At 74.0% G+C, this 17,419-nt stretch carries 14 protein-coding genes and 1 pseudogene; 8 read left to right on the forward strand and 7 right to left on the reverse strand.

Annotated elements, in window-relative coordinates; all coding sequences use genetic code 11:
• Nucleotides 1–317, forward strand: a pseudogene (locus AC6EXY_RS31845) (hypothetical protein); the annotation flags it as partial.
• 595 nt (nucleotides 318–912) lie between these two features.
• On the opposite strand, the gene AC6EXY_RS31850 reads toward AC6EXY_RS31845, so the two are convergent.
• A complete protein-coding gene (locus AC6EXY_RS31850; RefSeq protein ID WP_101832757.1) occupies nucleotides 913–1,530 on the reverse strand; it encodes a hypothetical protein in 618 nt (205 codons plus the stop codon).
• Between the two features lie 76 nt (nucleotides 1,531–1,606).
• Here AC6EXY_RS31850 and AC6EXY_RS31855 point away from each other — a divergent pair, with 76 nt between their 5' ends.
• Both AC6EXY_RS31855 and tatB read left to right on the forward strand, forming a co-directional pair.
• Nucleotides 1,607–3,229, forward strand: coding sequence for a S1C family serine protease (locus tag AC6EXY_RS31855; protein WP_243407704.1), 1,623 nt, complete (start codon nucleotides 1,607–1,609; stop codon nucleotides 3,227–3,229).
• Nucleotides 3,230–3,295: 66 nt separating this feature from the next.
• Entirely contained in the window at nucleotides 3,296–3,814 is a 519-nt protein-coding gene (gene tatB / locus AC6EXY_RS31860; protein WP_101832756.1) for a Sec-independent protein translocase protein TatB, read from the forward strand.
• Nucleotides 3,815–4,011: 197 nt separating this feature from the next.
• On the opposite strand, the gene AC6EXY_RS31865 is transcribed toward tatB, so the two are convergent.
• Nucleotides 4,012–5,154, reverse strand: coding sequence for an Mrp/NBP35 family ATP-binding protein (locus AC6EXY_RS31865; RefSeq protein ID WP_101832755.1), 1,143 nt, complete (start codon nucleotides 5,152–5,154; stop codon nucleotides 4,012–4,014).
• A gap of 344 nt (nucleotides 5,155–5,498) precedes the next feature.
• Here AC6EXY_RS31865 and AC6EXY_RS31870 point away from each other — a divergent pair, with 344 nt between their 5' ends.
• On the forward strand, nucleotides 5,499–6,083 hold the full coding sequence (locus tag AC6EXY_RS31870) for a MarR family winged helix-turn-helix transcriptional regulator (RefSeq protein WP_101832754.1): 585 nt from the start codon (nucleotides 5,499–5,501) through the stop codon (nucleotides 6,081–6,083).
• 111 nt (nucleotides 6,084–6,194) lie between these two features.
• On the opposite strand, the gene AC6EXY_RS31875 is transcribed toward AC6EXY_RS31870, so the two are convergent.
• On the reverse strand, nucleotides 6,195–7,085 hold the full coding sequence (locus tag AC6EXY_RS31875) for a PHP domain-containing protein (RefSeq protein WP_207770373.1): 891 nt from the start codon (nucleotides 7,083–7,085) through the stop codon (nucleotides 6,195–6,197).
• A gap of 45 nt (nucleotides 7,086–7,130) precedes the next feature.
• Nucleotides 7,131–8,573: an aldehyde dehydrogenase family protein gene (locus tag AC6EXY_RS31880; protein WP_499818180.1), complete on the reverse strand. Its 1,443-nt coding sequence runs from the start codon at nucleotides 8,571–8,573 to the stop codon at nucleotides 7,131–7,133.
• A gap of 330 nt (nucleotides 8,574–8,903) precedes the next feature.
• On the opposite strand from AC6EXY_RS31880, the gene gabT reads away from it, so the two are divergent.
• From gabT to AC6EXY_RS31895, 3 genes are all read left to right on the forward strand, one after another.
• A complete protein-coding gene (gene gabT / locus AC6EXY_RS31885; RefSeq protein ID WP_101832752.1) occupies nucleotides 8,904–10,274 on the forward strand; it encodes a 4-aminobutyrate--2-oxoglutarate transaminase in 1,371 nt (456 codons plus the stop codon).
• Nucleotides 10,275–10,411: 137 nt separating this feature from the next.
• Nucleotides 10,412–11,056, forward strand: coding sequence for a DUF6758 family protein (locus AC6EXY_RS31890; RefSeq protein WP_101832751.1), 645 nt, complete (start codon nucleotides 10,412–10,414; stop codon nucleotides 11,054–11,056).
• A 64-nt stretch (nucleotides 11,057–11,120) separates the two neighbouring features.
• On the forward strand, nucleotides 11,121–12,173 hold the full coding sequence (locus AC6EXY_RS31895; RefSeq protein ID WP_101832750.1) for a diacylglycerol/lipid kinase family protein: 1,053 nt from the start codon (nucleotides 11,121–11,123) through the stop codon (nucleotides 12,171–12,173).
• Between the two features lie 125 nt (nucleotides 12,174–12,298).
• Here AC6EXY_RS31895 and ctaD read toward each other — a convergent pair whose 3' ends face one another.
• The 3 genes from ctaD to AC6EXY_RS31910 form a co-directional block, all read right to left on the reverse strand.
• On the reverse strand, nucleotides 12,299–14,029 hold the full coding sequence (gene ctaD / locus AC6EXY_RS31900) for an aa3-type cytochrome oxidase subunit I (RefSeq protein ID WP_423748103.1): 1,731 nt from the start codon (nucleotides 14,027–14,029) through the stop codon (nucleotides 12,299–12,301).
• Nucleotides 14,030–14,158: 129 nt separating this feature from the next.
• Nucleotides 14,159–15,898: an alkaline phosphatase D family protein gene (locus AC6EXY_RS31905; RefSeq protein WP_499818181.1), complete on the reverse strand. Its 1,740-nt coding sequence runs from the start codon at nucleotides 15,896–15,898 to the stop codon at nucleotides 14,159–14,161.
• 45 nt (nucleotides 15,899–15,943) lie between these two features.
• Nucleotides 15,944–16,522, reverse strand: coding sequence for a suppressor of fused domain protein (locus AC6EXY_RS31910; protein ID WP_101832775.1), 579 nt, complete (start codon nucleotides 16,520–16,522; stop codon nucleotides 15,944–15,946).
• Between the two features lie 135 nt (nucleotides 16,523–16,657).
• On the opposite strand from AC6EXY_RS31910, the gene AC6EXY_RS31915 reads away from it, so the two are divergent.
• Nucleotides 16,658–17,374, forward strand: a complete 717-nt coding sequence (locus AC6EXY_RS31915; RefSeq protein ID WP_499842461.1) for a TerD family protein — start codon at nucleotides 16,658–16,660, stop codon at nucleotides 17,372–17,374.
• The last annotated feature ends 45 nt before the right edge of the window (nucleotides 17,375–17,419 follow it).

Here is a 17,419-nt window from a genome sequence, read left to right on the forward strand (position 1 = left end):
ACACGCACGGCGGGCAGGTGTTCGCCATCCACGGCGGCCCGCCGGCGGGCGGTTCCCGGGGGCGTGCGCGCCGGCCGGCGCCGCGGCGAGCCGGCCGCCCTCGGACGACCCTGCGCCGCACCCTGCTCGGCTCCGCCGCTCTCATCGTGCTCGCGATGACCGGCGCCGCCGTCGCGGACGGCAGCGGCGGCGCGCGGCCCGGTGGATCCGTCGCGGTGCCGACCGTGACCTCGGTGGTCGCGCCCGGCACGTCGACGGGCGGGTCCCTCCGGCTGCTTCCGGTGTTGATGCCGATGAAGGTTTCCCTGCGCCGTTGAGGCCGCGGTGGATGCCCATTTACCGGTTCACCTCGCTGGAACGCCGGAGAAACACCGGTTGACCGATCATGATGACCAGGGTGCCTCCGTTCGGGGACGTCCGCGCTGATCCGGGCACGCACACCGGCGCGATCCGCCGGATCGGCGCTGGCGGAGCAGGATTCTCCGGCCCGCCGCGGCCCGCCGGGCACAGTTCACCGATACCCGAGAAGTCTTTTTCCGGCCGTTCCGCAGGAGAGGTCTCCTCTGGCGTGAACTAAGGCTTTACCGTGTTACCCGCTTGGAGTTCGTCGCGCGGGCCCTCCCAGGATGGAACCGGTTGCCGGTGTTCCGCCGTGTCGCGTGACGTGCCGGGCCGGGAGGGTCGTGTGGACGGCAACGACAGCGAGGCGGCGATCATGAACCGGTTCGTGGCGCCGGTGAGGCCCCGGCGCCTCGAACGGTCCTCCCCGGTCCTCGCCGCGCCCGAACAATCCGACGACGCCGGTGACCCGCCCGTCAGAAGGGAGCCCATCGCCCGGGAACCCGCCGCCCCGGCCGAACCCGCCGGCCACGGCTCGTCGGATCGGCCGTCGGATCGGCGGATACCGGACGATCAGGACGACGCCGGGGACGACCCAGGCCGGAGCAGGGCCGCGAAATCCGGCGGGTCGGGCCCGGCCGGCAGCGCGGACGCCGCGGAGCGCGCGGTCACGCCGCCCCAGGGAAGATCCCGCCGCGAGGACACCGGGCGCGCGGCCGGCGCCGTGCGATCGGCGGACGAGGAGACCATTCCGTCCGTCTCCGCAGCGGTCCCCGCCCACCCGCCGCGCGAGTTCCCCGCGTCCACGCCGGCGTCGTCGCGCCAGCCAGCGTCCTCGTCCCAGTCGGCGTCCTCGCCGCTGTCGGCTCCGTCCACCAAGCCGGCCCCGTCCACCAAGCCGGCCCCGTCGGTCCAGCCGGGCCCGTCGTCGGTCCAGCCGGCGTCGTCCGCCGCCTCGCCTGGCCCGTCGGGACCGCAGGCCGCGCCCAGACCCGTGGCCGCGCCCCGACGCGTGGCCGGGTCCGGACCGGCAGCCGAGCCCAAGCCGGCGGCCGAGCCCGGACCGGCGGCCGAGCCCGGCGCCACCTCCAGCTCGCCGACGGACGCCCGGTCCGACTCCCCGCCCCCGACCTCCGCGCCGCCCGAGCCCACCCGGACGTCGGCGGCCCGGGCCTCGTCGGGAGCGTCCACGACCGCTTCGGCGGAGCCGCGCTCGCCGGTTCCCGGGTCCTCGCCGGGCGGCAGCTCCTCGCGGGCGCCGCAGCCGGTGGACCGCGACGTGGACCTGCCGGGAGCACGCCGGCCGGTCCGCCGGCCACCCGTACCGCCGCCGGGAGAGGGCGGGCACCGCCCGGCGCAGGGCGCCCGGCACGCACGGCACTCCGGCCGGGCGGCAGGGGCCGGCGCCGGTGGCCAACCCGTCGGTGCCGACGGGCGGGACAGGGCCGGCCGGAACGGTCGGGCCTGGAGCCTGCGGGCCAGTGCCGAGCGGGTGGGACCCACCGCGTTCGGGCCGGGCGCCGCTGGAGCGTCCGCGACGGCGAGCCGGGTGGAGCGGCCCGCCGCCGCATCCCTGCTCGAACCGGTGGCGGAGGCCGGCAGCGGTGGCGTGACGCTCACCATGCTGCGTGGCCAGCCGTCGCAGCGACCCGGCGCCGGCGGCGCCGACCGGCACGCGGCGCCGTCGCTGGTCCGGCCGGCTGACGGCGCGGGGGAGCGTGGCCCGGACGGTCGGCCGCCGTCGCGCGGGATCGGGGAGCTGGCCGGTCGACCGATCATGCTCGGGCGCCGGGCACTGGTCGCCTGCGTGCTCGCGGCGGGACTGTTCGGCGGTGGCATCGGCGGCCTCGCCGTGGCGGTCACGACCGGGGACACGTCGACTCATCCGGCGAAGACGCTGGACATCGGCAACCCGGCCCCGGTGACCCAGCGCGAGACCGTGGCCGCGGTCGCGGCGGCGGCGCTGCCGACCGTGGTGACGATCGACGTCGGCGGGGGCGGCGACGACGGCAGCGGCGGAACCGGGTCCGGCATCATCCTCAGCTCGGACGGCTACATCCTCACGAACAACCACGTCATCGCGCCCGCGGTCGCGGCCGGCAGCCCGATCTCGGTACGGCGCTATCAGGAGTTCGGTCAGATCCAGGCCCAGGTGGTCGGCCGGGACCCGCAGACCGACATCGCCGTGCTGCGCATCCCCACCACGTCCCCCCTCCCGGCCGCGAAGCTGGGCCGCTCCGGCTCGCTGGTGGTGGGAACGCCGGTGGTCGCGATCGGGGCGCCGCTCGGCCTGTCCGGCACGGTGACGACCGGAGTGGTCAGCGCACTGGACCGCAACCCGACCGTGCCGGGGGAGAACGGTGCCGCGCCCGCGGTGCTCATCGGCGCGATCCAGGTCGACGCGGCGATCAACCCGGGCAACTCCGGCGGGCCGCTGCTCGACTCGCTCGGGCAGGTCGTCGGGATCAACGCGGCGATCGCCGCGGTGCCCGGTCACGAGGAGCAGACGCAGAGCGGCAACATCGGCGTGGGTTTCGCCATCCCGATCGACTTCGCCCGCTCGGTGGCCCAGGAGATCATCTCGACGGGGCGCGCGACGCACCCGACGGTCGGCGCCTCCGCTGCCACGGTCACCGACGGCGAGGCAGCCGCGGAGCGGACCGTGCCCGGCGCGCGCATCGTCGCCCTCATGCCGGACGGCGCGGCGGCGCGCGCGGGACTGCGCGTCGGTGATGTGATCACCGGGCTCGGCACGAGCACGATCCGCGGGACGAACGATCTCAACGTCGCGGCCCGCCTGCACCGGGTGGGTGATCGGGTGAAGGTCACCTACGTGCGCGGCGGCGTCACGCAAACCACCCAGATGACGCTTCAGGAACAACAGGGCTGAGCGTTCGACACCTGTTCGTTGCCAGAGCGTCCTTCGTGGCAACAGCGGGAGAGGTACGCTCAGCCGGTGTTCAACGGTGTTGGATGGGGTGAAGTCGCTGTCCTGCTGCTGATCGGGCTGTTCGTCTTCGGCCCCGACCGGCTGCCCAAGGCCGCCCGGGATGCTGGCCGTATGCTCCGCCAGCTCCGCCAGACGGCGAACGGGATGCGCAACGACCTGCGTTCGGAGCTCGGGCCGGAGTTCGCCGATCTCGACATCCGGGACCTGCACCCCAAGACCTTCGTCCGCAAGCACCTGTTCGAGGACGAGCCGCTGCCGCCGTACCTGACCAAGCGCAGCTCGCTGGACGCGCTGCTGCTCGGTGAGGACACGCCGGCCCCGCCGTCGCTGACGAAGTCCTCGCTGCCGCGGGACACGGCCGCCGGACGTCCCGCCGCGGAAGCGCCCGCGCCGGCCACGCCGCCGGCCCTGCTGTCGAAATCCAGCCCGCCGAAGGCTGTCGCCGCTCCCCGGGCCCTGCCCGCCCAGCCCGCCGGCCCGCAGTCGGACGCGGGCGCCGCCCCGTTCGACGCCGACGCCACCTGAGCCTTCCCAGCGGCGTCCTCGCGGTCAGGCGTCCGCCAGGCCACGGCCGTTGTGATCTGTCGCGTAGATCGTCACGCCTGCCTGTGTGCTGACGACGAACGGCTCTGCGCCGCGGCTGCCGGTGTCACCCTTCCAGCGGCGGTCCGTCCTGAACCGTCCTCTGGAAGGGCGCGGGGCGATACGGCGTCAGGGCGGGGTCAGCGGCCTGCGGGGGTGAGGTTGAGACTGCGGCCGGCGAGGCCACGGGAGCGGTAGGTCAGCCGGTCGGCGACGGCGCGCAGCGCCTTGCTGGCCTCGCTGTCGGGCTCGCTCACGACGAGCGGAACACCGTTGTCGCCGCCCTCGCGCAGCCGGACGTCCACCGGAACCTGGGCGAGCAGCGGCACGTCGTGCCCGAGGACCCGGGTGAGGCGCTCGGCCACCGCCGCGCCGCCGCCGGAACCGAACACGTCCACCCGCTCGCCGCAGTGCGGACAGGGCAGCCAGGCCATGTTCTCGACGACGCCGACGACGTTCTGCCGGGTCTGCACCGCGATCGTCCCGGCCCGCTCGGCGACCTCCGTCGCGGCGAGCTGCGGCGTCGTGACGACCAGCAGCTCCGAGGACGGGACGAGCTGCGCCAGCGAGATGGCGATGTCCCCGGTCCCGGGCGGCAGGTCCAGCAGCAGGACGTCGAGGTCGCCCCAGAAGACGTCGGAGAGGAACTGCTCCAGGGCGCGGTGCAGCATCGGGCCCCGCCAGGTGACGGGCTGGTTGCCACGGGTGAACATGCCGGTGGAGATGACCCGGACCCCGTGGGCCTGGGGCGGCATGATCATCTTTTCGACCTGCGTCGGTGGCCGGTCGATGCCGAGCATCCGGGGAACGGAGTGGCCGTAGATGTCCGCGTCGAGCACACCCACGGACAGCCCCGAGCGGGCCATCGCGGCCGCCAGGTTGACCGTGATCGAGGACTTGCCGACGCCGCCCTTGCCGCTGGCGACGCCATACACCCTGGTCATCGACCCCGGTTGGGCGAACGGGATCATCTTGGGCGCGACGCCGCCGCGCAGCTTCGTGTGCAGGGCCGTGCGCTGCTCGTCCGTCATGACCTGCAGGTCGACCCGGACGGCGCGCACCCCCGCCACGGCGCTGACGGCGTTGCTGACGCGGTTGATGATCTCCTCGCGCATCGGGCAGCCGGACACGGTGAGCAGCACCGTGACGTCGACGGAACCGTCGTCGAGGACGTGGACCGACGAGACCATGTCCAGCTCCGTGATGGGGCGGCCGATCTCGGGATCGTGCACCGTCGCCAGAGCCGACTGGATCGCGTCGGAGGAAGGCCGGGATGGGGACAAGGGAAACCTCAGTCACTGATTGGCATCAGATGCGGCCCCGGGGCCGCCTGTAGGTCCACGATAGCCCGCGGCGCGCCCATCAGCGTTTGGTCGTCGCCCGGGTGTGCGCGGCCCGACTCCGCATCCCCGTCGCAGACGCCCGGACCATGAGGTATCGGCTGATCCCGCCGCAAAATGACAGCGGTCCGTCGTGCCTGTCGCATAGCTGACGAAATCGGCCGGCTGACTGACCTGACCTGGATTGTTGGGGGACGTGGGGGCGGCGTCCGGCGGCCGAGTCAGGGCGCCGAACCGGACCGGGGGGCGGCATAGGCTGACTGAGGCGGCACCGGGAGGGCGCGATCATGGTCGAGCGGGTGGTCGAACAGATGGTCGGCGCCAGTTCGGAGACCGACGCGGACTGGGTGGACGAACGCGGGATGCGCGCCTGGCGGTCCCTGCTACAGGCCCACGCCCGGGTCACCCGGGTGCTCGAAGCCGAGCTCGACGCGGCGCACCGCCTGCCGCTGGCCTCCTACGACGTCCTCGTCCAGTTGTCCGAGGCGCCCGACCGGGAACTGCGGATGAGTGAACTCGCCGAGGCAGTGCTGCTCTCGCGCAGCGGGCTGACCCGCCTCGTCGACCGGATGGAGCGCGAGGGGCTGGTCGCCCGCCGGCCGAGCCCGGCCGACGCTCGCGGCACGCTCGCCACGCTCACCCAGGCCGGCTTCGAGCGGCTGCGTGCCGCGTCCGGCACGCATCTGAAGGGGGTCGGCAGGCACGTGCTGTCCCACTTCAGCCGGACCGAGCAGGAACAGCTCGCCGAGCTGCTCGGGCGCCTCAGCGGACCGCTTCCCGGCGACTCCGTCGACCAGGGCTGCGGTCAGCGCGCCCGGGCCTCCGGGCGGGAGTGCCTGAGCAGCCGGGAGTCTGAGCAGCCGGGAGTCTGAGCATCAGGGCGTCTGATCTCAGAGGCGTCTGCGGACCAACGCGTCCGCGGACAGCCGGTCCCAGTGGGGATGCGTCCGCGAGGTGGGGGACGGCCGCCCTCGGCGCCGATGTCAGACGGTGATGGGGACGGCGCCGGTGGCGGCGGTGACGAGGCGTTCGTAGGCGTCCGGGCTGGTCGTCTCCGCGGCGAGCGGCTGCGGCTTGCTGCTGCCGTGGTAGTCGCTGGACCCGGTGGGGATCAGATCGAGGTCGGCGGCGAGCCGGCGCAGCCGGCGCCGCTCGTCCGCGTCATGGTCGGGATGATCGATCTCCAGGCCGGCAAGTCCCGCCCGGGCCATCCGCTCGATCACGTCCGGACCGACGGTGACGCCGCGGCGGCTCGCGAACGGGTGCGCGAAGACGCTGACCCCGCCCGCGCCGCGGATCAGCCGCAACGTCTCCCAGACGTCCGGCTGCGTCTTGCCGACCCAGTACGGGCCGCCGGCGCCGATCCACTCCCGGCTGAACGCGGCCGACACCGACGGCACCAGCCCGGCCTCGACCAGCGCCGCGGCGACGTGCGGGCGCCCCACCGTGCCGGCGGCGAGCGCACTGACCCGCTCCCAGGTCACCGGGTGCCCGTCGGCGGCGAGCAGGTCGACCATCTGGCGGGCGCGCACCGCCCGGTGGTCGCGCACCGCGGCCCGCACAGCCGCGAACGCCGGCTCCGCCTGGTCGAAGAGGTAGGCGAGCACGTGCAGCGACACCGAGCGGCCGCCCGTGTCCACGAAACAGGAGATCTCCGCGCCCGGTACCAGGGTCAGTCCCGCCGGCAGCGCGGCGGCGGCGCGGCCGAGGCCCGCCGTCGTGTCGTGGTCGGTCAGCGCGATGACGTCGAGTCCCGAGTCCGCGGCGAGCCGGACCAGGTCCGCCGGCTCGACCAGGCCGTCCGACGCGGTGGAATGGGTGTGCAGGTCGATCCTCACCCACCCATGCTGGCAGCACGGCCCGCCGCGGCGCATCGATCCGTGTGCGATACCGCCCCGACCGTCCCCCAGCCGGGTCGGCTACAGGTCGAGGCCGGTGAGGACGAGGACGCGCTCCTCGGACAGGTCGGTCATCGCCGAGCGCACGCCCTCCCGCCCGATGCCGGAGCCCTTCGTGCCGCCGTAGGGCATCTGGTCCGCCCGGTAGGACGGGACGTCCCCGACGACCACACCGCCGACGACGAGCTCCCGGTGCGCCCGGAAGGCCGTGCCCAGGTCATGAGTGAACACGCCGGCCTGCAGGCCGAACGCGGAGTCGTTGATCCGGGCGAGCCCCTCGTCGAGCCCGTCGACGGACTCGACGACGATGACCGGGCCGAACACCTCCTCGCGCACCACCCGCGCGGCGTCGGGCACGCCCGTGAGCACGGTCGGCGCGAGGCTCGCGCCCGTGCGAGTGCCGCCGCAGACCAGCGTCGCCCCGGCCGCGACCGCCTCGCCGATCCACTGCTCGACCCGCTCGGCCGCGGCGACGTCGACGAGCGGGCCGACGTCGGTGGCGGGGTCGGTCGGGTCGCCGTCGCGCAGCGCCCGCACCGCCGTGACGATCTCGCCGAGCAGCTCGCCGTACAGGCCGTGGTCGGCGTAGACGCGCTGCACGGCGATGCAGGACTGACCGGCCTGGTAGTTGGCGAACAGCGCGATCCGCCCGGCGGCGCGCACGAGGTCGCCCGGAGCGTGGAAGTCGGGCGCGACGAGCACCGCACCGTTGCCGCCGAGTTCGAGCACGACGTGCTTGCGCGGCACCGCGTCGCGGATCGACCAGCCGACCGGACCCGATCCGGTGAACGACACCACCGGCAGCCGCGGGTCGGCGACCAGCCCGCCGACCCGGTCGTTCGGGACGGTCAGCACCGACCAGGAACCCTCGGGCAGGTCGGTGCCGGCGAGCAGGTCACCGAGGAACAGCGCGGACAGCGGCGTGCGCGGCGCCGGCTTGACGATGATCGGCGCGCCGATCGCGAGCGCGGGCGCGACCTTGTGGGCGACCAGGTTCAGCGGGAAGTTGAACGGGGTGATGCCGAGCACCGGCCCGCGGGGGAAGCGGCGGGTCAGCGCCAGCCGGCCATCCCCGGTGGGGTCGGTGTCCAGCCGGGTCAGCTCGCCGGCGAAGCGCCGGGCCTCCTCGGCACCCCAGCGAAACGTCGAACTGGCTCGGGCGACCTCGGCCCGGGCCCAGGTCAGCGGCTTGCCGCTCTCGGCGGTGATGAGCCGCGCGAGCTCGTCCCCGCGCCGGGCGATCTCCTTCGACACGTGGGCGAGCGCCGAGGCCCGCACATGCGCCGGCAGCCCGGACAGCCGGGGCGCCACCTCGACCGCCGCCGCCACCGCCCGCTCGACCTGGTCCGCCTCGGGCTCGGCGACGGTCGCGACCACGGCCCCGTCATACGGATGGCGGACCTCGAAGGTCGAGGAGCCCCGCGCCCGCTCGCCGGCCAGCCAGAACGGGGTGACGTCAGCCATCGAGGCCACCGCGGACGGCTGGTGCCGGCCTCACCGCCGGTGCCGGCCTCACCGCTGGTGTCGGCATCGTCGCCGTCATCCCACTCGTCGCCATCAACGGTCATCCTAGGCGCTTCCCGGCGGCCATCACCGTGACGCGCCGTTGCCGTGCCTGTCGTCGCGGTGTGGTCGCCACCCTCGTGCGCGCGGCGGCGGTGGGTCCGGCGGTGGCGCTCGCTGGACGCGGCACCGGGACTGACGGATCGTGACGGGGTGGCCGCGCGGCGGCGGACGTCGGCCGCCCGCGCACGCCTGCGCGGACCGGCCCCGGAGCCCAGGAAGAGGTGGCGAATGAGCTCCCCGAGCATGCCGGAGCGGGGCGGCCCGGGGCTGCCGCAGGCGCTCCGGCTCGTCACCGAGATCCCCGGGCCGCGCTCGCGGGCACTGGCCGCCCGGCGATCGGCCGCGGTCGCCCGCGGGGTGGGCGCGACGATGCCGGTCTACGCGTACGCCGCCGGCGGCGGGATCCTCGTCGACGTCGACGGCAACGCGCTGATCGACTTCGGTTCCGGCATCGCCGTCACCGGCGTCGGCAACGCCGCGGACGAGGTGGTCGCGGCCGTGCGCGAGCAGGTCGGCCGGTTCACCCACACCTGCTTCATGGTCACGCCGTACGAGGGGTATGTGGCGGTCTGCGAGGCGCTGAACCGGCTCACGCCCGGCGACCACGAGAAGCGTTCGGCGCTGTTCAACTCCGGTGCCGAGGCCGTCGAGAACGCCGTCAAGATCGCCCGGTCGGCGACCGGGCGCGACGCCGTCGTCGTCTTCGAGCACGCCTACCACGGGCGGACCAACCTGACCCTGGCGATGACGGCGAAGGCGATGCCGTACAAGGCCGGCTTCGGCCCGTTCGCGCCGGAGATCCACCGGATGCCGCTCGCCTACCCGTACCGCTGGCCGACCGGGCCGGAGCACGCCGGCGAGCAGGCGGCGACCCGGGTGATCGAGATCATCCGGGACGAGATCGGCGCGGGGGCGGTGGCCGCGCTGGTCATCGAGCCGATCCAGGGCGAGGGTGGGTTCATCGTGCCGGGCCACGGGTTCCTGCCCCGGCTCGCGGAGTTCTGCGCGGCCGAGGGCATCCTGTTCGTCGCCGACGAGGTGCAGACGGGGTTCGCCCGCACCGGCGCGATGTTCGCCTGCGAGCACGAGGGGATCGTCCCGGACCTGATCGCCACCGCGAAGGGCATCGCCGGCGGGATGCCGCTGTCGGCCGTCACTGGACGGGCGGAGATCATGGATGCTCCGCAGGTCGGCGGGCTGGGCGGTACCTATGGCGGAAACCCGGTGGCCTGCGCGGCGGCGCTGGCGGCGATCGAGCTGGTCGAGTCGGCGGACCTCGCGGGACGGGCCCGGCGTATCGGCGAGCTCGCGCTGCCGCGGCTGCGCGCGCTCGCCGCGCGCCATGACGCCGTCGGGGATGTGCGCGGCCGCGGCGCGATGCTCGCCGTGGAGCTGGTTCGCGGCGGCGGTGACGACACCCCGGACCCGGCGCTGACCTCGGCGGTCGCGGCGGCCTGCCATCGTCGCGGCCTGATCGTGCTGACCGCGGGGACCTGGAACAACGTCCTTCGTCTGCTGCCCCCGCTGGTCATGCCGGACGAGCTGCTGCTGGCCGGGCTCGACATCCTCAGTGGCGCCTTCGCCGAATGCGCACGGTGACGACGGCCGCGTCGTACCCGGCTGTTCGGCACATCTGTGCTGGTGGGACGGTTGCTCGTGATAGGCGGTGGGAACAGTCGTCACGGAACCGTCGAAGTCCGGCGGTCGCGTCGACCTGACTCACACGGAGGCGCTCGGTGACCACTGCCGCGGCCTGTCCTCGCTGTCTCGGCCCGCTCCGCCCACCGGATCTGTGGAGCAACCAGTACCGCTGCGACGACCACGGGGAGGTGAATCCCTACCGCGCGGCGGCGTCCTCCCGCGAGCAGGCACTGCACGCACTGGCCACGAGCGCGACGGTACCCGTGTGGCTGCCGGAGCCGATGCCGGTGCACTGGTACGTCAGCGGGGTCGGCTGGGCCGGCGACGACCGCACCGGGCCGCGGGCGACCGCGCTGGCGATCGCGGGTCCCTCGCCGCTCGGCGGGCCGGCGGAGGTGGTGCTGGTCGCCGAGTCGCCGGGGATCGGCCTGGCCGCGCGGCTCGCCGGCATCGCGGGTCCCGATCCGGCGGCGCTGCCGGGCGCCGCGGAGGCGAAGGTCGAGGCCGCCGGGCATCCGACCGCGATGTGGCCGCTGGCCGTGCCGCCCGACCGGGCGGCGTTCGTCGGGGAGGCACGCGGGGTCTGGCTGTGGCTGGTCCTGTGGCCGGCCGACGCGGCGCTGCTGCTGATGGAGCACCTCGAGCTGCGCGACCTGCGGGACACCCCGGAGCTCGGCGACCGGGTGTTCTTCGGCGCGGCCAGCGCGCATCTGACTGGCGGGCCCGCCGCACTGCGGTGACGCGGCCCCCCGTGGCCGTACCCTGATCCGATCCAGCGGGGTCGGGGAGAGGTACGAGGCCAGCATGACACAGCGTCCGTCCGTCGCCGCCGGGTCGGTGCCGAGCGGCTCGGCGGCCAGCACGACCGCCGGGCCGTCGCCGGGGCCTGTCCAGGGTGTCCAGGAGCTCCCGCGGGGCGGGGCTGTACCCGCCCGGGCGGTCGACCGGGGGCGGCTCACGGTGGTCGTCAACCCGAGTGCGGGCCGCGGGCGGGCGCTGCGGCTGCTCGGCGGTGTGTGCGCGCAGCTGTCCCACTGGGCGGCGGACGTGCGGGTGGCGCCGACCCGGAGCCTCGACCACGCCGGCGAGCTCGCCGCCGCGGCCAGCGCGCAGGGACGGGTGGTGGTCGCGCTCGGCGGGGACGGCCTGGCCGGCGCGGTCGCCGGGGCGGTGGCCGCGGCGGGCGGGGTGCTCGCCGTCCTGCCCGGCGGACGGGGCAACGACTTCGTGCGTGGGCTCGGCCTGCCCGACGACCCGCGCCGCGTCGCCGCCGAGCTCGCGCGCGCCCGGGAGGTGCGGATCGACCTGCCCGAGGTCGACGGGCGGCCCTTCCTGGGCATCGCGAGCGTCGGGTACGACTCCGACGTGCAGGTGATCGCCGACCGGGCGCGGCTGCTGCGGGGTCGGCATGTCTACACCTACGCGGCGCTGCGGGCGCTGGCGGCGTGGCGACCGGCGCGGTTCACCGTCACGGTGGACGACGAGGCGCCGCGTGAGCTGCGCGGTTGGACGGTCGGCGCGGCGAACGCGCCGTGCTACGGCGGCGGGATGCGCTTCGCGCCGGACGCCGACCTCACGGACGGGCTCGTCGAGGTGGTGCTGATCTCACACACCTCCCGGCTGACCTTCCTGGCGCTGTTCCCGCGGGTGTTCTCCGGGCGGCATGTGCACACCCGGCATGTGCGGGTGCTGCGCGGCCGCCGCGTGCGCGTGGAGGCCGACCGGCCGTTCGCCGTCTACGCCGACGGCGATCCGCTGGCGACGCTGCCCGCGACCGTCGAGGTTCGTCCCTCGGCGCTGCGGCTGCTCGTGCCGACCACGGCGACGGTGCCGGTCGCGGACAGTCTGCCCGGCTGAGCGGGTTGTCCACAGCTGGCGAACGTGCGTTCGACAGGCCGGCCTGACCGACCTACTGTCGGGCCATGGTCATCGTCGGCTCGTGGCACGGCGCCGTCCTTGTCGTCCTCGCCGCCCTCGCCGCGTCAGGGCGTCTCGGCTTCGCGCTCACCCGCGCGCGCCGGGGTGAACTCGGGGCTCGTGTGGAGATCGCCCGCCCCGGCGAGTTGTGGATAGTGAACGTCGAACGCGGGGCGCTCGGAGCGGATCCGCGGCAGGGAGTGGAAGTTGTGCCGGGGCGGTGGGCACGAGGTCGCCCATTCCAGCGAGTTGCCGAAGCCCCAGGGGTCGTCGACGGTGGCGAGTGGCCCGCGCCGGTACGAGTGCCACAGGTTGTACAGGAACGGCAGCGTGGACAGCGCCAGCAGGAACGAGCCGGCGGTCGAGAACGTGTTCAGGGTGGTGAAGCCGTCCCGCGGGCCGTAGTCGGCGTAGCGCCGGGGCATGCCGCGCAGGCCCAGCCAGTGCTGCACCAGGAACGTGGCGTGGAAGCCGAGGAAGACCGTCCAGAAGTGGACCTTGCCGAGGCGGTCGTTCATCATCCGGCCGGTCACCTTCGGGAACCAGAAGTAGGTGCCGCCGAACGCCGCGAACACCACCGTCCCGAACACCACGTAGTGGAAGTGTGCGACGACGAAGTAGCTGTCGCTGACGTGGAAGTCGATGGGCGGGCTGGCCAGCAGCACGCCGGTGAGCCCGCCGAACAGGAAGGTCACCAGGAAGCCGAGGCAGAACAGCATCGGCGCCTCGAAGGTGAGCTGCCCGCGCCACAACGTGCCGATCCAGTTGAAGAACTTGATGCCGGTGGGCACCGCGATGAGGAACGACAGCAGGGCGAAGAAGGGCAGCAGCACGGCACCGGTGACGAACATGTGGTGCGCCCACACCGCGATCGACAGCGCGCCGATCCCGATGGTCGCGAAGACCAGCCCCTTGTAGCCGAACAGCGGCTTGCGGGAGAAGACCGGCAGCATCTCGCTGATGAGCCCGAAGAACGGCAGCGCGATGATGTAGACCTCGGGGTGGCCGAAGAACCAGAACAGGTGCTGCCACAGCAACGCCCCGCCGTTCACCGCGTCGAACACGTGCGCCCCGAAGCGCCGGTCCGCCTCCAGCGACAGCAGCTGCGCCGCGAGCACCGGGAACGCGACGATCACCAGGATCGACGTGACCAGGAACGTCCAGCAGAAGATCGGGATGCGGAACATCGTCATGCCGGGCGCGCGCAGGCACAGCAGCGTCGTGATCATGTTGACGGCGCCGAGGATGGTGCCGAGTCCGGAGACCACCAGACCGAGGATCCACAGGTCGCCGCCCGGCATCGGCGCGTACGCCTTGCTGTTGAGCGGCGCGTAGGCGAACCAGCCGAAGTCCGCCGCCCCGTCCGGGGTGAGGAAGCCGGAGATGACGGTCAGCCCGCCGAACAGGAACAGCCAGTACGACAGCGAGTTCAGCCGGGGGAAGGCGACGTCCGGGGAGCCGATCTGCAGCGGCACGAGCAGGTTCGCGAAGGCGAAGGCCAGCGGCGTCGCGAACAGAAGCAGCATGAGCGTGCCGTGAATCGTGAACAGCTGGTTGTACTGCTCGTTGGAGAAGAACTGCAGCCCCGGCCGGGCGAGCTCGGCCCGCATCATGACGGCCAGCACCCCGGCGAACAGGAAGAACCCCATCGACGTCACGAAGTACATGACCGCGATGTCCTTGTGCGACGTCGTGCGCAGATAGCCGAGCAGGCTTGTGCGCGGCCGGCTGTGCGCCGTGACGATGTCCTCCGGGGTCCGGCCCGCCGCGCCCGCGGGCCTCTCGACGATCGTCACGCGCGGCTCCCGGGTGTGGACGGCGGTCGGGCGGCACCTGGTCATAGTGTGACCGAAGCTATGCGGAGCGTAGCATCGCCATGCGTGTTCGCGGCCCGATCCGCTGGCGGTCGGGAGCGGCCCGGCAGGTCAGGCGGGCTGGGCGGTCGGGATGCCGTCCTCGACCACGTAGATGGCGTCGGTGGTGACGGGGGAGTCGCGGCTGGAGAGATCGGTGACGGTCCGCATCTCGGCGCGGCACTCCTGCGGCGTGATCCGGATGCGGGTGTAGCCGCGCCGGTCACCGCGGAAGTAGCGGACGTGCGGGTTGAGCCGGTCGTTGTTCGCGCGGACGAAGTCGTCGGAGACCAGGAAGAACGCCGAACTGATCGACGTGCAGACGAACTCGGCGGCGACCGCTGGCGTCTCCGGCCGGTCGAAGTCGACCCGCAGGTCGTTCACCCAGGCGCAGTGCAGGTCCCCGGACAGCACGATCGGATTGCTCGCGTGGCTGTCGCGGACTCCGGACAGCAGGCGGCGGCGGTAGGGGCGGTAGCCGTCGTTCTGGTCCAGGTTGGTCAGCAGCTGCCCCGATCCGGCCGGCAGCTGGCCGTCGAGCTGCGCCATCATCGTCTGCTGCGCGATGATGTTCCACCGCGTGCGCGACGCGTCGAGGCCCGCGCGCAGCCACCGCTCCTGCTCGGCGCCGGCCATGGTGCCGGCGGTGTTGTCGGCGCCGAGCGCCGCTGCGCCGATGCCCTGCGGTGCCGGCTCCGGCACCGGGGTGCGGTACTGCCGGGTGTCCATCACGTTGAACGTGACCAGGCTGCCGAACGTCAGCCGCCGGTAGATCCGCAGATCGGGGGAGCCCGGATTGAGCTGCGCGCGGATCGGCATGTGCTCGTAGTACGCCTGGTAGGCCGCGGCGCGTTGGCGGGCGAACGCCGCCGGGTCCTGGTGACGCGCGCCGGTGTCGCCGGCCTCGTCGACGAGCCCAGCGTAGTTGTTCTCCACCTCGTGGTCGTCCCAGGTCACGATCCACGGCGCGGCCCGGTGCGCGGCCTGCAGGGCCGGGTCGGCCTTGTACTGGCCGTAGCGGTCGCGGTAGTCGGCGAGCGTCTGCAGCTGGTCGAGGCCCGGGGTCCGCGGCGTGGTGTGCCGGCGGTCCGGGAAGCGGCTGTCCGGGTCGTACTCGTAGATGTAGTCGCCGACGTGCACGACGAGGTCGGGATGATCGGCCGCGATCGCGTCGAACGCCGCCCAGTAGCCGTTCTGGAAGTCCTGGCAGGACGCGAGGGCGAAGCTGAGCTGCCCGCTGGCCGCCTGCGGGCCGGAGCCGGGCGCGGCCGCCGTGCGGGTGCGCCCGACCGGGCTGAGTACCGTGCCGGCGCGGAACCGGTAGAAGTAGTCGTGCCCGGGATCAAGCCCGCGGACGTCGACATGCACCGAGTGCGCGTACGCGGCCTGCGCGTTCTGGGTGCCGGCGCGCACCACCGAGCGGAACGACTCGTCCGTCGCGATCTGCCAGTCGACGGGGACGTCGCGGGCCGGCATCCCCCCGCCCTCGGTGGGCTTCGGCGCCAGTCTCGTCCACAGGATCACGCCGTCGGGCAGCGGATCCCCGCTGGCCACCCCGACACCGAAGACGCCGTCGGCCACCCCCGGGATCGGGGTCGGTGCTCGCAGCGTCGGCGCCGGGGTCGGTGCCGTGCCACCCGAGCCGCCACAGGCCGCGAGCCCGCCCGCCGCCGCCACCGCGCCGCCGAGCCCCACCCCTCCGAGCAGCAGCGTCCGCCGGTCCGGCTGGCCCCGGCCCGCGGCGGGGTGTCGCGGGGCGGGCGGGCGTGCGGGCCGGTCGGCCCCGGATCTGGCGGCGTCGTCGCGGGTCACGCGCCTATAAGACCAGTACGCCCGGATCGCCGGAAGGGAGTTCGCTCACATCCGCAGGTCGACCTCGCGGCGGGTCGGGTCGCGCAGGTCGGTGCCGGCGGCGAGCCAGCGCTGATGCAGCGTCTCGGGGCCGTGGACGCGCTTGAAGGCGGCCTCGTTCGCGGTCATCGGCAGCAGCGGCAGGAACCGGACCGGCGCGGCCGGCGCGGGCAGCTCCAGGTCGGGGATCAGCCCACCCGGCTCGCCGACGAGGACGGCGGTGAAGGGAGCGCCGTCCCACAGTGGCTCGCCGAGGTCGAGCGCCGCGCCGGGGCTGATCGGGCGGCCGTCCACCACGGGGATCGCCGCGAGCACGGCGAGGCGGCGCAGCACGCTGTCGCGCCGGCCGCGCAGCGAGAGGACCAGCTCGGCGCGGGGCCCGGCCGGATCCCGCACCGCCGAGGCGGCCGCCGTCATCGGTTCCGTGGACATCCCGAGGCTCAGATAGCGGACGAAGCCGTCCCGGTCGGGCCCGAAGCGCAGGACCTCGATCTGTTCCGTGCCGAGGAAGGTCACTGCGGCGCGGCCGGTGTCCGGGCCGAACACGGCCGCCGCGTGCCGCTCGACCGGACCGCGCACCTCGATGTCGCTCACCGGACCCCCGCCGCACGTCTCATGGCATCGATCGTAGGGTCGGCGCAGGTGCGGGCGCGGCGCCCGGGGTGGGAACCGACGCGCCCGGTGCGGGCGTTCGAGATGGTGCGTGACCTTGGAGGGGCTATGGGACAGGTGCTGACGAAGGGCGGCAACGCGCCGCTGCCCACCACCGACGTCCGGGTCGAGATCGCCTCGTCGGTGTCGCTCGACATCGCCGCGATCCTCGTGACCGCCGCCGGCAAGGTGCGCACCGATGACGACTTCGTCTTCTTCAACCAGCCGACCGGACCCGGGGTGCGGCTGGTGCCACCGTCCGCGCTGGAGTTCAGCCTCACGGCCGTCCCCGCCGACATCGACAAGGTGGTCGTCACCGGCAGCCTCGACGGCAGCGGGCCGCAGACCTTCGCCGGCGTTCCCGGGCTCGGCATCGCGGTGCGCGACCCTCGCGGCGGTGCGGAGCTCGCCCGGTTCGACCCGTCCGGCCTCGGCACCGAGACGGCTCTGATCCTCGTCGAGCTCTACCGCCGCGCCGGCACGTGGAAGGTGCGCGCCGTCGGCCAGGGATACGCGACGGGCCTCGCCGGCATCGCCACCGACTTCGGGATCGCCGTCGACGATCCGGGCACCTCCGCGGCGCCGCCCGCCGCCGTTCCCAGCCCGCCGGCCGCCCCGCCCATGTCACCCCAGGGGCCAACGCCGCCTCACGGGCAGCAGTGGGCGCCCCCGCCCGCGCCGCCGATGCCGCCCGCGGCGCCGCCGATGCCCCCGACCCCCCCCAAGCCCCGCCCCGCCGCAGCCGCAAAGGGAGACGGCAGGGGACGCGGGGGGTGGAAACGTTGAGCGCGACCCGAGACCGCGTGGGACGGGCCAAGCGCGGCCGGGGGG

It is taken from the genome of Frankia sp. RB5 (assembly GCF_059816245.1).

What these genes read in the sequence shown, in the direction of transcription:
- AC6EXY_RS31870 (WP_101832754.1), top strand. Translation starts at nt 5,499, where the DNA reads ATGGTCGAGCGGGTGGTCGAACAGATGGTCGGCGCCAGTTCGGAGACC.
- AC6EXY_RS31915 (WP_499842461.1), top strand. Translation starts at nt 16,658, where the DNA reads ATGGGACAGGTGCTGACGAAGGGCGGCAACGCGCCGCTGCCCACCACC.
- gabT (WP_101832752.1), top strand. Translation starts at nt 8,904, where the DNA reads ATGAGCTCCCCGAGCATGCCGGAGCGGGGCGGCCCGGGGCTGCCGCAG.
- AC6EXY_RS31875 (WP_207770373.1), bottom strand. Translation starts at nt 7,085, where the DNA reads ATGCGCCGCGGCGGGCCGTGCTGCCAGCATGGGTGGGTGAGGATCGAC.
- AC6EXY_RS31880 (WP_499818180.1), bottom strand. Translation starts at nt 8,573, where the DNA reads ATGGCTGACGTCACCCCGTTCTGGCTGGCCGGCGAGCGGGCGCGGGGC.
- AC6EXY_RS31895 (WP_101832750.1), top strand. Translation starts at nt 11,121, where the DNA reads ATGACACAGCGTCCGTCCGTCGCCGCCGGGTCGGTGCCGAGCGGCTCG.